This is a genomic window from Anatilimnocola aggregata, assembly GCF_007747655.1.
GTDB classification, from domain to species: Bacteria; Planctomycetota; Planctomycetia; order Pirellulales; family Pirellulaceae; genus Anatilimnocola; species Anatilimnocola aggregata.
The window spans coordinates 2841011-2858326 of sequence record NZ_CP036274.1 but is presented as its reverse complement, the minus strand read 5'-3'; the positions used below and the strand labels follow the sequence as shown (position 1 = coordinate 2858326).

General features: G+C 58.4%; 13 protein-coding genes and 1 pseudogene. 8 read left to right on the top strand and 6 right to left on the bottom strand.

Annotated elements, in window-relative coordinates; all coding sequences use genetic code 11:
* The first annotated feature begins 137 nt into the window (after positions 1-137).
* The 5 genes and pseudogenes from ETAA8_RS10825 to ETAA8_RS34560 all read left to right on the top strand — a co-directional run bounded on the left by ETAA8_RS10825 (position 138) and on the right by ETAA8_RS34560 (position 6336).
* Positions 138-2615 (top strand): PSD1 and planctomycete cytochrome C domain-containing protein, encoded by a 2478-nt coding sequence (locus ETAA8_RS10825; protein ID WP_145088036.1) that lies wholly within the window; start codon positions 138-140, stop codon positions 2613-2615.
* Positions 2605-4002 (top strand): DUF1501 domain-containing protein, encoded by a 1398-nt coding sequence (locus ETAA8_RS10820; protein ID WP_145088035.1) that lies wholly within the window; start codon positions 2605-2607, stop codon positions 4000-4002. Before ETAA8_RS10825 ends, ETAA8_RS10820 begins: the two co-directional genes overlap by 11 nt.
* A gap of 131 nt (positions 4003-4133) precedes the next feature.
* Positions 4134-5675 carry a PKD domain-containing protein gene (locus ETAA8_RS10815; RefSeq protein ID WP_238397730.1) on the top strand — a complete coding sequence of 514 codons (1542 nt, stop codon included), beginning with the start codon at positions 4134-4136 and terminating at the stop codon, positions 5673-5675.
* Positions 5672-5902: pseudogene (locus ETAA8_RS10810) on the top strand (transposase); the annotation flags it as partial. The gene ETAA8_RS10815 and the pseudogene ETAA8_RS10810, both read left to right, overlap by 4 nt.
* Positions 5903-6147: 245 nt before the next feature.
* On the top strand, positions 6148-6336 hold the full coding sequence (locus ETAA8_RS34560; protein WP_202921984.1) for a hypothetical protein: 189 nt from the start codon (positions 6148-6150) through the stop codon (positions 6334-6336).
* Between the two features lie 137 nt (positions 6337-6473).
* Here ETAA8_RS34560 and ETAA8_RS34555 read toward each other — a convergent pair whose 3' ends face one another.
* The 4 genes from ETAA8_RS34555 to ETAA8_RS10795 form a co-directional block, all read right to left on the bottom strand.
* Positions 6474-6614 carry a hypothetical protein gene (locus ETAA8_RS34555; protein WP_202921752.1) on the bottom strand — a complete coding sequence of 47 codons (141 nt, stop codon included), beginning with the start codon at positions 6612-6614 and terminating at the stop codon, positions 6474-6476.
* A 34-nt stretch (positions 6615-6648) separates the two neighbouring features.
* A complete protein-coding gene (locus ETAA8_RS10805; RefSeq protein ID WP_202921751.1) occupies positions 6649-9555 on the bottom strand; it encodes a PQQ-dependent sugar dehydrogenase in 2907 nt (968 codons plus the stop codon).
* 1052 nt (positions 9556-10607) lie between these two features.
* Positions 10608-10796 carry a hypothetical protein gene (locus tag ETAA8_RS10800; RefSeq protein ID WP_145088032.1) on the bottom strand — a complete coding sequence of 63 codons (189 nt, stop codon included), beginning with the start codon at positions 10794-10796 and terminating at the stop codon, positions 10608-10610.
* 102 nt (positions 10797-10898) lie between these two features.
* Complete coding sequence (locus tag ETAA8_RS10795) at positions 10899-11315, bottom strand: hypothetical protein (protein ID WP_145088031.1); 417 nt, start codon at positions 11313-11315, stop codon at positions 10899-10901.
* 74 nt (positions 11316-11389) lie between these two features.
* Between ETAA8_RS10795 and ETAA8_RS10790 the strand changes: the two genes are divergently transcribed.
* Positions 11390-11647, top strand: a complete 258-nt coding sequence (locus ETAA8_RS10790; RefSeq protein WP_145088030.1) for a hypothetical protein — start codon at positions 11390-11392, stop codon at positions 11645-11647.
* A 55-nt stretch (positions 11648-11702) separates the two neighbouring features.
* Entirely contained in the window at positions 11703-12608 is a 906-nt protein-coding gene (locus ETAA8_RS10785; protein ID WP_145088029.1) for an aldo/keto reductase, read from the top strand.
* 30 nt (positions 12609-12638) lie between these two features.
* Here the strand turns inward: ETAA8_RS10785 and ETAA8_RS10780 are convergent, their stop codons facing one another.
* On the bottom strand, positions 12639-13673 hold the full coding sequence (locus ETAA8_RS10780; protein WP_238397729.1) for a DUF3500 domain-containing protein: 1035 nt from the start codon (positions 13671-13673) through the stop codon (positions 12639-12641).
* 61 nt (positions 13674-13734) lie between these two features.
* A complete protein-coding gene (locus tag ETAA8_RS10775; protein WP_145088027.1) occupies positions 13735-14496 on the bottom strand; it encodes a leucine-rich repeat domain-containing protein in 762 nt (253 codons plus the stop codon).
* A 168-nt stretch (positions 14497-14664) separates the two neighbouring features.
* Between ETAA8_RS10775 and ETAA8_RS10770 the strand changes: the two genes are divergently transcribed.
* A complete protein-coding gene (locus tag ETAA8_RS10770; RefSeq protein ID WP_145088026.1) occupies positions 14665-17307 on the top strand; it encodes an outer membrane protein assembly factor BamB family protein in 2643 nt (880 codons plus the stop codon).
* Positions 17308-17316 lie beyond the last annotated feature (9 nt).

Below are 17316 nucleotides of genomic sequence, written 5' to 3'. Positions count from 1 at the left end.
TCTTGCCTTCCCGTTGCTCCCATGTGAATCCTTTTGGTGACCCTGTGCGTAGTGATTGCTTGCTCTTCGCATCAAAGACGGACTATCCTTGCAGTTGAAGTGAAGCGTTGTTCACGGACTCTCCTCGAGTGCAACCTTTGTCTACGCGACCAATCAACATGATTTGGATGTGCTTGGTTGCGGCCATCAGTTGGCTGCAACCAGCAGCGGCCGTTGAGCGAACAGCCGTTGATTTCGGCAGGGATGTGTTGCCGATCCTGCGCGAACGCTGCTTTCGTTGCCACGAAGGCCATCAGCCTCGCGCCGGAGTGCGACTTGATTTGCGGTCGGAGTTGCTCGGGGAGAACGGCAACGAACCACTTGTGGTTCCCAAGAAGAGCGCTGAAAGCCGTTTGTTGAGGGCCGTTCTCGGATCCGACCCAGACCGTCGAATGCCACCGGAAGGTCCCAGACTCAAGCCCGCTGAAATCGCTATCCTCGCCCGTTGGATCGATACGGGACTCCCCTGGGATACGAATCTTCTGCCGGAGAGAATCGCCGCCCAGCAACATTGGTCGTTTCAAGCAGTGCGGCGGCCCAGTGTTCCCGACACCAGCGGCAACTGGATTTGCTCACCGGTCGATGCGTTTGTCATGCAGAAACATCAGGAGCAAGGACTTGCTCCCGCGCTTGAGGCGCCGCGGCGGGTACTAGTTCGACGTTTGTTTCTCGATCTCTGCGGTCTCCCTCCGACTTGGGAAGACGGGGAAGCGTTCGCGGCGGATCAAAGTCCCGATGCGGTGGAGCGACTCATCGATCGCTTGCTGGCCGATCCCCGTTATGGCGAACATCAGGCCCGCCTCTGGCTCGACCTGGCCCGCTGGGCGGAATCGGAGGGTTTTGAGAGCAATCACCCACGGCCGTTCGCCTGGCGGTATCGCGATTACGTGGTTCGCTCATTCAATCGCGATCAGCCCTTTGCGGAGTTCATCGTGCAACAAATTGCCGGCGATGAACTGCCGGAGTACTCCGACGAAAATCTGATCGCCACCGGTTTCCTCGCTGCCACACGCATTAGCAGCAACGAAGAAGACAAGGCGCTGCAGCGGAACGACGTCGCCGTCGACATCGTAAATGCTGTTAGCAACGGATTGCTCGGGCTGACGCTTCACTGTGCCCAATGCCACGATCACAAGTTTGATCCCCTCACCGCCCGCGATTATTACGGCCTGCACTCGTTTTTTGTCCGGGGCCTGCCGCTGAATATCGAGTTGCAGTCGCGGGAGGTCCAGGCCGATTACGATCGTGTCGGTCCAGCGGAGTTAGCGCCGGCCGTCGCGCTGCAACGGACGCTCTTCGAACAAGGGAAGGCTGCACTCTTCGCCGAAATTCGTGAGCAACTATCGCCTGAGAATCGGCGAGTTTACGATTTGCCTGCCGATCAACGAACGCCGGCCGAAGAGTTGCGGGCCCGCAAGATCAGTCTGAAGTTCCAGAAGTCGAACGGCGAAATTGAAAAGCGAATCTCGCCGGCCAATCGCAAGTTGTACGACGAGCTGAAGAAGCGGACGAACGAACTCACCGCCGCGACGCCGCCCATTCCCCAGACCTTTGCCTATTACTCTCCCGTTACGAGTCCGCATCGCCTGCAGGTGCTTCCCAGTTTGGGCTTCTATCCACTTTCGTATGACCCGGTCGAACTGGCGTCACTAAAGACTTATATCCTCAATCGGGGTGAGGTGCATCAACTGGGCAACGAAGTGCAGCCAAGCTTTCCTGAGGTCTTGCGCCGCACGTCAACGAATTCGCCGCGGAACCGTTTGGAACTCGCGCGATGGTTAACGCAGCCCGACCAACCGCTAGTGCCGCGAGTTTGGGTCAATCGAATTTGGCAACAACACCTCGGGCGAGGACTTGTCGCGACAGCCGACGACTTCGGTCTGCGCGGAGCCCGACCGTCGCATCCGGAATTGCTCGATTGGCTGGCGGCGGAGTTCCTGGCTGGCGGTGGCAGCACAAAACAGATTCAGCGGATGATCGTGAGTTCAGCCACTTACCAGCAGAGAGCGCTCGCGTCTGCCGACTCGGCGCATCGCGATTCCGACAACCGCTGGCTGACCCGGCATGTCCCCCGGCGGCTGACCGCGGAGATGATTCGCGATGCCTGGTTGGCGACCTCGGGTGAACTCAATCCCCGCGTGTTGGGACCCAGCGTTCCGATTGATCAACGCGAGGAATCGACACGCCGCAGTTTGTACCTGTCTCAACGGCGCGGGCAGGCCCCTGATGTGCAGCGACTCTTCGACGGCCCGCAGGAATGCGCAGCCAGCGTGGCGAGGCGAGACGTGTCGACTTCGCCGCTGCAGTCACTGTTCTTGCTCAACAGCCCGTTCGCGGTCCGTCAGAGCAACGTACTGGCCGCACGGCTGTCGAAAGGAGCCAACGATCGGACGGAATTGATTCACCGTGCATTTCGCCATATCCTCCTGCGCGAACCTTCCGCTGAAGAACTGTCGGCTGCTCAAGAGTTGTGGCCGGTTCTTATCCCTGGTAAACCGGCGGCCGATGTTTCGCAAATCCCGGCGAGCGTTTGCCAGGCACTCCTCAATTTGAATGAGTTCATTTATGTGGAGTGAACCCTTGGTGAATCTCACCCGCCGACAAATGTTGCAACGATCAACGCTGGGATTCGGCGCTGCCGCGCTGGCCGGGTTGCTGTGCGACGATGGCCTGTCGGCCAAGGAGCCAGCGACGACGGAACGCCGCGCAACGGCCCGACGGGTTGTCTTTATTTTTCTGGGTGGCGGGCCGGGGCAGAATGATACCTTCGACCCCAAGCCGGAGTTGACCCGTTTGCATGGTCAGAATGTGCCGGAATCGATCGCCAGTGATGTTCCTCAGATTGCTCGCGCGCCTCTGCACAACTTGCTCGCCAGCCCTTGGAAGTTTCAGCGCGCAGGACAAAGCGGGCTAGAGATATCCGAACTCTTTCCGCACGTAGCCGGATGTGCCGATGACCTGTGCGTCATTCGAAGTTGCCGCCACGACTCACCCATTCACGCACCCGCAGAATACTTGTCGATAACCGGATCATTACTCGGAGACCGCCCGAGCCTGGGAGCCTGGTTGACGTATGGCCTGGGGAGTGAGAATCAGAATCTCCCCGGCTTTCTCGTTTTCAAGACCGGCGAGACCGTGCGCCCGCCGACGACCGCCGCAGGATTTCTTCCCACCCGTTATCAAGGGATTTTCGTCGATAGCGAGCAAGGGATTTCGCATCTGCAGCGACCGACGCACGTCTCGGAGCAACAACGCCGCGCCGAGCTCGATTTCCTGCAGCGGCTCAATGCCCGGCATCTCGCCGAGTTCAGCGATCGATCGGAGTTGGAAGCCAGGATTGCCTCGTATGAGTTGGGGTTCCGGATGCAAACAGCGGCTCCGGAGGCTTTCGATATCAGCCATGAGACGGTCGAGACCGAGAATCTCTACGGGCTGCACGATGCCGAGACCAAAGAGTATGCACGAATTCTCCTGACTACGCGCCGGCTGATCGAACGGGGTGTGCGGTTCATTCAAATTCGGAGCGGAGGCTGGGATGCCCATAGCGATTTGCTGGGGAATCACTCCAAGAAGTGCCAGGCGACGGATCGGCCGATCGCCGGATTCCTGCAGGATCTCAAGCGCCGCGGCCTGCTGGAGCAAACGCTGGTCATTTGGGGAGGCGAGTTCGGACGCACTCCCACCGCCCAGCCCGGCGCCGGCAAGCCAGGTCGCGATCATTCTCCCTCGGGCTACTCAATGTGGCTGGCCGGAGGGGGCGTCCGCGGCGGCCAGGTGATTGGCGCGACCGATTCTGTGGGTTACGCGGCAGTGGAGCGGCCGGTCTCGCCCCATGATCTGCACGCGACGATTCTGCATGCTTTGGGACTGGATCAGCATCGCCTCTATTACGAACGCAACAACCGCCGCGAACTGGTTACCGTGAATGGCGGCGAAGTAGTACACGAAGTCTTTGCGTCTTGAATTTCGAACGCACCTCGAACGCAGCCAACTCGGCGGCAAATGAAAATCGCGGTCGCCCTCTGCAACATAAAATCCCACTACCCGAAAATCAGGCTTGGACGATGACTATGCCCACAGGAACAAGGCCCAAAATGATAAGGTTGTTGCCAGTCGCCATTGTAGTCCTGCTGTTCCACTCCACTGCGCAATCGCAAATAGCGATTCCTGAACCGACACTCCAACCGCCGTTCCAGACGATTGACCTCAACGTCGGTGACTCGCAGGAAGTAATGCTTGCCGGCAAAAAGGTCTTGGTGAAGCTACGCGACCTGCGCGAGCAAAGCGATTCCCTCCGCAACGCCGTTCGTCGCGCAGAAGTCGACGTCGAGGTGGCGGGACAGACATTCACCCTCGTCTCCGCGAATTACCGGTTGCCGATGAAGATCGGCGACGTGCAGATCGATTGCCCCATCACGCGCGGCTACACACTCAACTCCACTCGGTCCTCAGCAGGTCACGCCCCCTGGGGCCTCGTGAAGGATGCCCGCCTGCGGCTCTGGCCGGCGGATTCGCCGTGGCTCAATCCGGGAACCTTTGATTACCCCGCAAGGCAAGCTTGGTTCGCGAGCGCAACGCAAATGGCGAACGAGCCAACCTATGTCGATGGCGGGGAAAATCCCGGCAAGGGGAATGTCTACTACCACTACGGCCTCGACATCGGCGGCGCCGAGGGCCTGGTAGATGTCGTCGCGGCCACCGACGGGCTCGTGGTTTCCGTGGGCAAGGAAGTGCTGCCCGGCTACTCGGGAACTCCCGTCGCTCCGCGTTACGACGTCGTCTATCTGCTCGATAGCCGCGGCTGGTTCTATCGCTATAGCCACCTCCACACGATTGCGGCCGGGCTGAAACCCGGCGAGCAGGTAAAACGCGGGCAACCCCTGGGGCTGTTGGGCAAAGAAGGAGGCAGTGGCGGCTGGTCGCACTTGCACTTCGATATCAGCGGGCGGCAACCGTCGGGTCAGTGGGGCATTATCGATGGCTACGCATTCCTCTGGGAGGCGAATCTGCGTGAGCGGAAACCACAACTAATTGCGGTGGCGCGACCTCATCATTTCGTTTCGGTAAACGAAAAAGTACAACTCGATGGTAGTCGTTCCTGGACTGCGGCAGGCCCGATCGCGAAATACCACTGGAAATGCACCGATGGTCAGCAGGCCGAAGGACCGCTACTCGAACGGACCTATGCCCGTCCGGGCGTTTACAGTGAGATCCTGCAGATTACCGATCGCGAGGGGCGTGTCGATTACGATTTTGCGATTGTCAATGTCATCGACCGTGAACATCCCGAGCAACTGCCGCCGTCTATTCACGCGGCGTACGCACCGACCGAAGGAATTCGCGCCGGCGATGCCGTGAAGTTTCTGGTTCGCACCTTTCGCACGACCGACGGAGAAGAAACCTGGAACTTTGACGACGGGAGTCCAACTGTTGTAGTGCACAGCGATGGTAATGTCGTGCAGTTGGCAAAAGACGGATATGTTCCGACGGTGCACCGCTTCGAGAAACCGGGAACCTACCTGGTGCAGGTTTCTCGGACCAATCGACGCGGCTTCACCGCGACTGCGCGACTGAAAGTACAGGTAAAAAAGAAACCGAATTCCCGCAGCCCGCTGAATGCTAAACCTTGCAGATGAACTGGAATTCATCGCGTTGCCGAAAGCCGCCGGAGCAGAAGGCCGCGGTCTACGCCAATCGCCGTCGCACGCGTGGCGAGCGCGGCAAACAACTGCAACGGCTCCGCAGCGAGAAGATGGAGCGAACCTTCGCTCACGTTTGCGAGACCGGCGGCGCGAGACGCACTTGGCTCACGGGCATCGACAAGCTGCGCAAACGCTACTTGATCGCAGCTGCCGCTCACAACCTGAGCGTGCTGATGCGCGTACTCTTCAAGATGGGCACGCCGCGCGGCCTGCAACAATTCGCGAATGACCTGGCGGCGGTTGTTTCACCTTTGTATTTCGCCTGCCTTCTCATGGCAGTTCTCGCAACCGCCTGTAGCCACCTGAGGAACTCGCTACGCTCACCTTTCAAGAACTTGGCCCGCCCCCCGCGCTCATTGCCTCTATCAACTGAAAACCAAGCCTATTTCAACGGGCTGTTAGTGCATTGCTCAAGGCCGTCTTGCGCAAAGGGCTCAATGAAAGCAACCGTGTGCACTTCCGCTTGGACTACACGGCGTCGCTCGGGACTATGGAGTCGATCGACGATGCGATCGACAAGTTTCGTGGTTACGCCACCCAGGCGCCTGGTGAGATCGTCAAGTTCTCCAAGATCACCGAACCAAGCGCGCTGTAGCAATGTGTAGTTAATTTTCCGCAACCGAGCATAGTCCGCCGCAATTCACCGGGATTTGGAGCCGCTTGCCAAAGAGGCCAAATTCCGCGAATCTACCGCTAAACACGGGCACAATTGAACCTGGCAAATTCAGTTTGCTACTTGTCGTCAGCCAGGATGTAAACGATGTTGGGCGGCACAAATTGGGAACCGGCGGCCTGCAACCCAGCAGTTGGTGACAAGACAAGAATCGCTGTCTTGAGCAACCAACAGATTATGACGGTCAAGGATCGGTTCATCGTTTCACTCCAACGATGGCTTAAATCATTGTTGTTATTTGGCTGCGCCGAGTGAAGCAAGGTACGTCAGCAGGTCAGCCGCTTCTTGGGCAGTGAGGTCGCTCAGGATGTTATCGGGCATGAGCGACTTCTCGCTCTTGCGCAGTTCTTCGATGCTGGCCCGCGGAAGTTGTACGAGTTTTTTCTCGGCAGTCTTCAGCACTACCTGGCGATCGGACTGTTCGACGAGGAGCCCACCGATCACGCGTCCATCGTCAGTGAGCGCGGTGTAAGCAGCGAACGGTTCGTCGACTTTCAGCGAGGGTTGCAAGATGTGTGGTAAGAGGTCGGTGAGCTTCGTGTACTTCTTGTTGATGTCCTGAATCGTCGGCCCAATCGACAACTTACGGTCGCTGGCATCATGACAGTTGCGGCAGCGGGCACCGTCGCTGTAAAAGATCAATTTGCCGCGTTGCACATCGCCTGACTTGCTCAGGATCGTTTGCGGATCGACATTGGCCCCCAACGTCGGGCGGCGCTGCGACTCAGGAATGAAGGTGTCGAACAGCCCGCGAATGTCAGTAGGTGCCGCGCTCCCTTGCCGCACTGCAATCGCACGATCATCATCCTTGACAGTGCCGCCATGCAGGCGAGCCACCAGCGCCAACGCTCCACCGGTCGATTTGACGAATTCATCGATCTTCGCTGCTCGTGCAGCAGGTTCTCCGTTAAGTGCGGACGTTAATTCCAACAACTGCGCAACTGCTCCAGCACCAGCTTCGCCCGGCATGGAACGAATCCAGGCATCAATCAGCGCGACGCCACGGCTATCGACGACTTGCGAACCAATGTACGGCATTCGCGCGTAACCCAATTTCGACATGCGATACATCAGTACGCTGCGGGCGGGATCGCCCGGCACAATCAGCTTGGCATCGCGCAGGCCGAACGTGCCGATGCCCGTTCCCTTGCTGGTATTGAGTTTTTCGAATGGCAGATCTTTGCGGAGAAAGAACGACACAATCGCATTGCCGCCGGGCTGATGACACATGCTGCAGTTCACGTGCAGGTACGATCTAGCCCGCTCGTCGAGCGGCTGCGCCGCATCGTGCGGATCAACCAGCCGAAGTTGATCGTCGGCCGAGTTCGTCGGCGCTTTTGCAACTGCCTTCATGGCACTGAGTCTCGTAAGTTCCGTCTCTCCGCCAGAGCTTGCCACCAAGCGAGTCAATTGATGGGGAACGAAGCCCAGCACGTTGCGCGACTCTGCGTTGTGGCAAAGCTTGCACTCGTTCACCGCGCTCGCGCGCCACGTCCGCTCGACGAACCCCTCCTTCGCATCCTTACTGGGAATCTTGAGACCTCGCTGAGTTCCAATCGAGTCGACAAGTTCCGCGTCGGTACCGGCCTCATTCCACAAATAGCTGTAGGGCCGCCAAACGCCCCGCTCGAAGTGCAGCAGTTGCGTCTCCAGCCGCAGCTTGTGCTCGGGCAAACTCAAGTGCTTCACCAGCACCGTTCCCTCGGGATAAACGGGTGACTCTTCTTTGCTCGTCGACAGTTGCACTTGTCCATCACCGGGAATGGCAAGCCAGCGCTGCGCATGCGCACCGTCCAACCAGCGTTCGACTTGTACAGAATAGGGAACAACTCCCGGCGCGGGCTCAAGGTTTTCTAAGGAAGTGAATAGCCCCGTTTCGCTCAGCCGCCGCGGAAATGTCGCCGAAGTATCTGGCAAGTCAGACGGCAGCAGTTCGTAAATCTGCCCGGTGAAGTCATAGTCGAGCACATACAGTTCACCCTCATTCCCCTGCGTAAACGAGACAATCCGTTGGTCGGTGTCGCACAGCGTCGCGTGCGAATACGAACCGTCACTCTCGCGCCGCACCGACCAGATGGTGCCGGTGATGTAGTCGCCATAGACAAACGATCCGGCCAGCTGTGGCAACTTCGCTCCGCGATACACGGGCCCGCCGATCACCGAGTTCGCTTCCGTATGCGGATGATCTTTCACCGGTGGAATGATGGGCGTCGGACCTGGCTTGACCTCCGATCGCAACAGCGCTCGCCCTTCCATGATCGGCCAGCCGCAGTTACCGCCACGCACAATCCGATGCACCATTTCCCACGACTCCCAACCGTTGTCCGCGGCGAAGACATCGCCACTTTCCATGTCGACGCCAATCTTGAAGGGGTTGCGCAGGCCATAAGCCCAAACCTCTCCCCGCGCGGTCTGCGTGTTCACGAATGGATTATCGGCGGGAATCGCATAGGCCAGGTCACCCTGCTGGCGATCGATGTCGATTCGCAGGATCGCTCCCAGCAAGTCGGAAACATCTTGCCCCGTCGTGCGACCGTCGGGCGGATTCGGCCCCGAACCATCGCCGGTGGCAATGTATAAGAAGCCATCCTTGCCAAACTCCAAGCAGCCCGCGTTATGCCCTCCCGAGGGCCAGGTGATGATGACTTGCTCACTACCCGGCACAACCGACGGAGTGGAACCACCAGTCAACGTGAGTCGCGACACGCGGGTATGCCCGCCGTTGCCCGGATGGACATAGCAAATGAACAGAGAGCGATTCTCGCCAAACTGCGGATGAAACTCGGCATCGAGGAGCGAGACATTCTTGCCAGCCAGTTCCTGCGGCAGCAGCCCCTTCAGATCGACAACCAGATCCTTCTCTTTAGTTGCCGCCCCTTTGACGATGGTAAAGACCTTCCCCCCCATCTCCGTCACCAGCAGTCGATTAGCCCCCGGGAACTGCTCGATGCTGGTCGGCCGCTCGAACCGCAACTGGGGGAACGCCGACTCCAGTCGATATGGTTCGGGAGCCTGCGGCGCACCGACAATCCGCGACTTCGTCCAAGCCGGACGGGTCGGGGCTGTCTTCTCAGCTGCACGCAGCGTCGCTGTGAGGAGGCAAAGCAACAACATCAGTCGAAACGAAGCACGGAAGAGCATGCGTTGGTTCCCGGTGGCAAGTCTGGGCAATTTGATCTGCGGCGATTCTAACCGATGCGCTGACTTCATGACTACGAACCGCCAGCCCGCTTAGCAGGCCGTGAACAATCGCCGCCCTTTCGGCAGAAAGTACACCACAAGCCGTTTCTCACTCCGGCGCGAACGGTGCAAAGCACCACTCGTTTCCGATCCGATTCGGGATGCAGGAAATTTCCACAATTGCAATGAATCGCGAAAGTTTCCCGAATCCCGCAAACGTCTCCCCGGCAACCACTTCTGCTCCTCGCCGTGGTCATACGTCCTTGCCATTCTCTGTCAATGTTCTGAATCAATTTCCATAATGTCCTGATCTCATGTCGCCGACTTCGCTCACACTTGCAATTGGAAATTTCCGTTATTCTCAATTTCCGCGCAATTTGCCCACTTCCCACAAGCCTCACCTGGGCAACCACTTACGCGCAGCGCAATGACTGTAAGTCCTTGCCAGAGTCTGAATTTTCCAAACTTCAATTTCCTGATTGACGTAATGCCTCGCGGCGCTAAAGTCACCCTTGTCCGCCCAGCAATAAGCACGCCAATGCTGGCCGACTAAGGAACAGACATCGCCATTACTACGCATCAACGACACATCATGTCATTGCTAGTATTTCGAGACAGTGCGCGCAGATATAGCGCAGTTTCTACCAAACTAAAAAGAACATCCCACGACAATTAGATGCTGGTCGAGTGACACGTCTGGTCACGCCGCAAAACAACGTGCCCGTTCATGCCAGCATGGTGTTGGGTTGCGGAAATGCGATTTCCTCGCATTTTGGGTAACCCGAAGCGTCAGCGAGGAGGGTGCTCATCGCCGCATTGAACCTGAGCCGTCGTTAAATCATTTGCATGGGCAGGCTCCGATTCACCTCCAAAGTCCTCCCACCGGACCACGAAGGAAATTCGCTTCGATGCCTCCCGTTCGCTCTCCTCGCTGACGCTTCGGGTTACCTAAATTCATGCCGGCGTAAGCGATTACAAAAGAAATCTCGCGGCGGGCAGTGTGCCCGGGAGAATTACCCGACGGCGTCGAATACTTTGCCGGTGTCGGGCGACTTGCCGACCTGGCCAGCAGCCTGGATCATCTCAACGGCTGCGGCCCCCAGTTGCTTCACGGCCGACTGCTGCTTCACCAGCAGGCTGACTTGAATCTGCGTTTGCAACGACGACTGCTGGGCGGCGGAGACGCTACTGGTGTCGCACATCGATCGGTCTCACACACGAACCCCGGGGACGTATTCCGGATTCATCGGCAGCCAGCACGCGGCCGATTACAAACTTCTCGGCAGGCGGTACAACCAGAATATTCAGTCCCAAGGACCGATCCCGTCTTTGATCAGTTCTCCGAAGGTTCGACCGCTGGGCGACTTCTCTGCTTCGGCCTGCTTCAGCCCGTTGTCGATATAGAGCCGTAGTTTTGCCGGCTCATCCCTGACCGTAACCCACTCATCCTTTGTCAGGAACTTTCCCGCAGCCTTCCCGTATGAGTTCAATGCCTTGCCGGCGGCGATTTTATGGCAGACATGACAGCGCGCCATTTCGGCCGCCACCTTATATTCATCCGAGACATCCCCGCTCAGATATCGGTCGCGCCACGCCCGACTGAATGGTGGCAGGGCCAACGCTTGGCTTGAAGAGCCGGCGAGTAGGGCAATCGCGCACCAGAACATTCGTATGTGTACTTGGCGTTCGCCCGACAACTTCTTGGCGGCATTCGCATCCATTCTCATATGATACTCGCGCGCGAAAACGTCCCGCCAGAGCGATGCGGCTGAGATCTCAGGCGTAGAATGCCGTCATGCCCAATAAACACTCGACCGCATCGGTTATCGTAGGCATCTTGTTGCTTCTTCATCCCATTCTCTACGTGGGAAGTTACTTCGCACTGGTAAATCCAGACCCGACTGGGCTTCCCAATTGGGGAATGAATACAGGATCGGGACACTATCGCTACGGCGGAGCTTGGTCTGATCGGGTGTTCTGGCCCCTGGAGCGGATTGACCGCATGTTTTTCCCAGGTCGCTGGGATAGTGATGGGCACTTCCGCTTTAGCTGACAGAATATGCAATCATGTTGACGCAACGCCACCCTCGTCGAAGCAAAGTAGCCTCATGATCAAGCACCAACTCGGCCGTACGGGACTCGCAGTGACCTCATTAGGTTATGGCAGCATGGGGCTGCGCGGTCCGCGGACGTGGGGCGTGCGCGTGGTGAGCGACGCAGCAGCGGACGTTTTTCTGAACCAGGTTCTCGATGCCGGGATTAACTTCATCGACACTTCGCCCGACTATGGCCAGAGCGAAGCGCGGATCGGCCGATTCATCGGCTCACGGCGCAGCGAATACTATCTGGCCACCAAGTGCGGCTGCGTTTACACGCAACAGGCCGACCATTTGGAGATCGACCACGTCTGGGACCAGGACGTGATCAAAGGCAATTTGGAAACCAGTTTGCGGCGATTGCGCACCGACTATCTCGATGTGCTGCAATTCCACGGTGGCAATGCCACAGAGTTGCAGAGTACCGGGCTGATCGAGTTGCTTATCAGCTTTCGCGAGCAGGGACTTGTGCGGTTTATCGGCGCGTCGAGCTCACTTCCCAACCTGCCTGGACTGATTGCCCTCGGCGTGTTCGATACGTTTCAGATTCCCTATTCATGCCTGGCACCTCAGCATCACGACCTGATCACGGCCGCAGCTGCCACCGGCGCTGGCATCATTCTGCGGGGCGGCATCGCTCAGGGTGGGCCCGATGCCGAAGTGAAGCGCCCAACACTTGACGATGTCTGGACTCGGGCTGGGCTTGACGAACTCTTGCCGGCTGAGATAAGCCGGGCTGAATTGATTCTGCGGTATACGCTCGCGCATCCGCACTGCCACACAACCATTGTGGGAACTTGCAATGCCGAGCACCTGGCAGCCAATGTGGCAGCTGCCGAGCGTGGTCCGCTGCCGGCGGATCTGCACGCTGAAATAACTGCGCGAGTTGCCGCCGCGTTGGCCCAGTTGCCTCGCTAGGCAAAGGCAACAACTCGTCGTTACGCTCGACTAGTTGATCGGCAGCGCGAAATCGCCACGCATATCGCGCCAGAAGCAATGGATGTGATTGGCCGGGTTCCCCGCAGCATCGGGCTGCGTATTCACAAATTCAATCACGAACGAATCGCCTTGAACTCGGTAGTAATGGCCGATCCCCAATTTGTCGGCCCCCGCCCAGGCGAACTTCACCTTGTCGAAGCCATCTTTCTCGATGGCTGCGAGCCGTTCCTTCGCCACTTCTTCCGGCACGTTGTTGGCATACGTATCGATGAGCGACCGCAGCAGTTTTTTCTGGGCGTCGTTCAACTTGCTGGCGGCGATCCCCTCGGCAGCATCGGTCGCCGGTTGGGGCTTGCCCGCTTCGCGCACTTCGGCCAGTGCTTTTTCGGCGATGACGGCTTCCTTCCGCTGCTCGGCCGACAGCGAGTGGAGTAGTTCGAACGCCAGTTCCTCTTCGGCAGCCAGCACGCGCGTTCCCTTGGCGATGCCCGCGACCTCTTCCTTCATGATGGCCGGATTGGTGCCGAACATGATGGGGGTCGACGAAATCACGCGGCCCTTATCGACGACGAAGTTCATCGACGTATGGTGCCCTTCGACACTCAGCCCCCAGCGCGAGGTGTCGCCTGGTTCGCCAAAGATAGTGAAGTAATAGCGTTCGTTGTCGCGGATGTTGCCGCCGACCTTGCTCTTCTCCAGCTCTTTCAAAACCTTTTCGAGTTCCATGATCTTGGTTGCTTTGCCGTAGCCAATCTGGCTGAGCGCGCTCTGCAGCAACGAGTGAGCGGCCTTCCGCTGCTGCTCGTTCATTTCCTTAACCTGCAAGCCTTTGCGGGTAGCTTTGGGAATGAAGTGCCAGTCGACTCGCTCCGGCGCGTCGTAACTCATGACGGCCTTCGCCTTCTGTTCGGCGCTCAGCGTGCCGAGCCATTTGTCAGCTGCGGTGATCATTTCACCGCCCGTGCCACCGACGCGCAAGAACGCACCCCAGGCGACCGCGCCCAAGGTAATCAAGATGCCAATTGCCAATGCGAAACGTTTCATGTCAGCCATTCTCCAAAAAGGTGAATGCGTAAATATACTTGCTGGGCCGGCGAAATAGTACCTAGTGGCTGTGATCGTGCTTGTGGGGATCGCGGTCGTGATGCCGCTGGTCGACGTGCAGGTGCAGGTTCGGGCGAGCTTTGAAGAGTTGATCGTAACCTGCGTCGCTGATGCGTGCGCCATCCAGATAGAGCGATTCCAACTGCTTCATCTCGCCAATCGGCTTCATGGCAGCATCGGTAACGGGAATCTCGATCAAGTGGAGCCAACGAAGCGACGGAACTTTGACGAGCTTCGCGATTCCGACATCCGTCACGCGGGGACTGCCGAACCGCAACAACTCCAACTCAGGCAGATGCGATAACGCCCCCAGCCCTTCGTCGGTGAAGTCTGCCTGGGGCAAATTAAGCCGCTTGAGCGACTTGATCTCACCGATTTGCTGCAGGCCAAGATCCCCAATGCGAGCACCACGAATTCGCAAGTGTTCCAAGCTGGGGAGCTTGGAGATTGCCGCCAAACCGCCGTCCGTCATTTTTCCCTGATCGATCAACAATTCACGCAGTTCCGCTAGCTCGGTCAGTTGCTGGAGCTGCTCATCGCCGATCGGCGTTTGGGTGATTTCAATTCGATCGGACTTGCCTTGCTTGACCGCGTTGAGCTGCGCCTCCCAACTCGGCTCTGGTGCGCTCGCCGGCGATTGGTCCCGGCCCAGCCACGAGCGAAACCCTTCGGCCCGCAAGAGCCAAACCGCTATCACGAAAGTGCACAGGAGCACGAGCGCGAAGCGTGTGATGAAGCGGGACGATTGGTTGGACTGACTCATCAAATGGTCTGCTGGACGTTGTTGTTGCAAAGTTACTTTCCGCGTATCGAACTCGCTTTTCAATTCTAGGCTCCCCGGCCTCTGAGCGCAAGCGAGCCAGTGCGCAGGCGAATTACCCGTAGCGATCCGCTATCATGGGCCGCGTACCCCTTCCTTGCAGGAGTCGCCATGAAATCGTTCACGTTACTCGTCGTGCTTTGTTGTGCAACCGTTGCTGCCGCCGCGGATCAATGGCCGCAGCTCCAAGGAGACTCTCTCCGCTCGGGCAATCACCCCGAGACGGTGCTCCCCGCGAAACTGGGGCTGGTGGGAGCGGTTCCGCTGACCGACGGCATCTACGCCGCGCCGGTCATTGCCGATGGCAAGGTCTATGCCATCGATGGAGCCGGCGTCGTTACGTGCTTGGATGCCTCCTCGCTGAAGGTTCTATGGACATTCGCGACTCGTGGTGGCGCGGGAAATTGCAACAACGTGGCAGCCCCTGCCATCAGCGGTAAATATCTTCACGTTGGCACTACGGCCGGTTACTACTATGTGCTCGATCGTGAAAGTGGCGAGGTCGTTCGCGAGCTTGATTGCCAGGAACCAATTTTTTCAGCGCCCGCTGCTGGTAACGGCCGCGTCTATTTCGCGACCCTCGGCGCGCAGGTGTATGCAGTTGAGCCCGATGGCACGCTCGTCTGGACTTGGGACTTCGTGAAGGAAGTCGTCAAGTTCACGGGCAATCGCTGGAGCGGTGAGGATTGGCTGAAGGAGCGACAAGGGCGAGTGAACTGGCGCGACCACTTTGTCTGCTCGCGCGATATCTGCCTCATCGGCAAGACGGTGGTAATTCCCGCCGGTGGCAGGACTGTTTTTCTGGATGACGCCGGCGCCAATCCCCAGCTGCGCGTGGCCGGGGAAATTCCGGCCTTCGATGGCTCTGAATTCCCCGCTACCTTTGGCCAAAGCGCCGATGCGGCGGGGAATGTGTATGTCCAGTGGCATCGTCGCGATAACGCGGGGCGCGTGGAGATTCTCAAGCTCGACGGCGAGAAGCTGAAGACCGACTTCATTAAGAACACGCAAACGGCCATTCAATTGCCAGGGCTCCTCAGTTTCGCAGCGGTTAGTATTCGGGGGAACGATGTCTATCGCGTGCGCCCCGAACAAGGTTTGGGCTTGTGCCGGCATACTTCAGGTCAAGATCAACCCACGGTCCTTTGTCCCGCAGCATCAATTTGTCCACCCGTGCTGACGCGTGACCATGCCATCTATGGTGGGCTCGACGGCAAGTTATATGTCGTACCCCTGGCGGGCGGTGAGCCCACTTCGCTTGCCACCGCCCACGGCTCCGCGCTCACCGCTCCGGTCGCCGTGGCCGCTGGCCGAATCTTCGCCCCCTGTGAAGATGGTTACCTGTATGTCTTTGGTGCCGACGGCAACGCACCTCTTCCCACGAAGAATCTCGACGTTGCCAAGATCCGCAGCCCGCTGACGGGCAAGTTCGCTGCAGCCAAGTACGACTGGTACACCAACTACGGCGACTTCGGCTCGACAAATGCCAACCTGCAGGACCTGGCTCCGCCGCTGCGCATGCGCTGGGCCCGCCGACTGGAAGGAACCGTTAAGCATCTGCCCGTCTGCGGTGGCGGACGGATGTACTCGCACACTGCCGAAGGTCAGATCATTGCCGTCGAACAAGACACCGGCCGGCTGCTCTGGCGTCGCTATTGGCCCGATGTCTATCTTTCGTTCACGTCCCCCCTCTACTACGACGGCACACTGCTAATTCCTCAAGCAGGGATGAAACGCTCGGTGATGCGTTGCCTGGATGCCGCCACCGGCGAACTTCTCTGGGAAGCTCCGTTCACCGGTTCGCCCAGTTGGAGCCGACAATTCCCACCCGTGGTTCACGGCAATCTCGCCATCTATGCCTCTGGTTCCGGCGAGTATGCTCCGCAAGGAACCGAGAAACCCTACACCTTCAAAGGAGCCCCTCAAGCCGCGGCCGATGGTCGCGAGGTCATGAGTTGGATCTATTCCAACGACAATCCGTATTACCCCAAAGACAATCGCCCGCTGTTGTGGGCTTGGGACTTGGATACCGGCAAAGTCGTGTGGCAGAAGGATTTTTCCGAACATGGCCGCGGCGGTAACGACTGCGGCATCTGCCTGCTCGATGGCAAGTTGTTCTATTCCACCTTCTTTGGCTATTCGGCCAGCCATCGTGCCCGCCGCGGGCTCCCACCCGAGAACAACGGCTTGACGGCCTGTCTCGAACCCAAGACGGGCGAGGTCGTGTGGCTCTCGAATAAGCACTTCGTCACCGCCAAGTGTACGCTCACGGGCAAAGATGGCCGCATCTATATCGGCGGCTTTAACCCCGCCAAAGAAGACACCAAAGATCGTTTTGTCTGGTGCCTGGATGCCAAAGATGGTTCACTCATCTGGCAGTCCGACGTGGTCACTTCTGCCTTGAATGTCGTGACCGTTGGCGATCAATTCATCTTCTCGAACGCGCTGCGTGGTCGCGGCAACGTCTTCGATCGCCAGACGGGCAAAGTCGTGGGGGGAGTCGACCACAACTATGCCTGCTGCCGCTTCACCATGTCGGGCTCTTATATTCTCGGCGCGAACATGGACATGATCGACCTGGCTGCCGGCAGCAAACTCGTCTCGACCGGCCCCGCCATCGACTCGCGCGAATGCCTGGGCGCGATTGTTTCCAACGGTCGTATTTTTTACATGTCCCAGGCCAGCGGGTTTGTCGTTTCGCAAACCTACGGCGAAGAATCAAAGCGTTTGCCCGCAGTGTGGGAACGACCATAAAGCCAACGG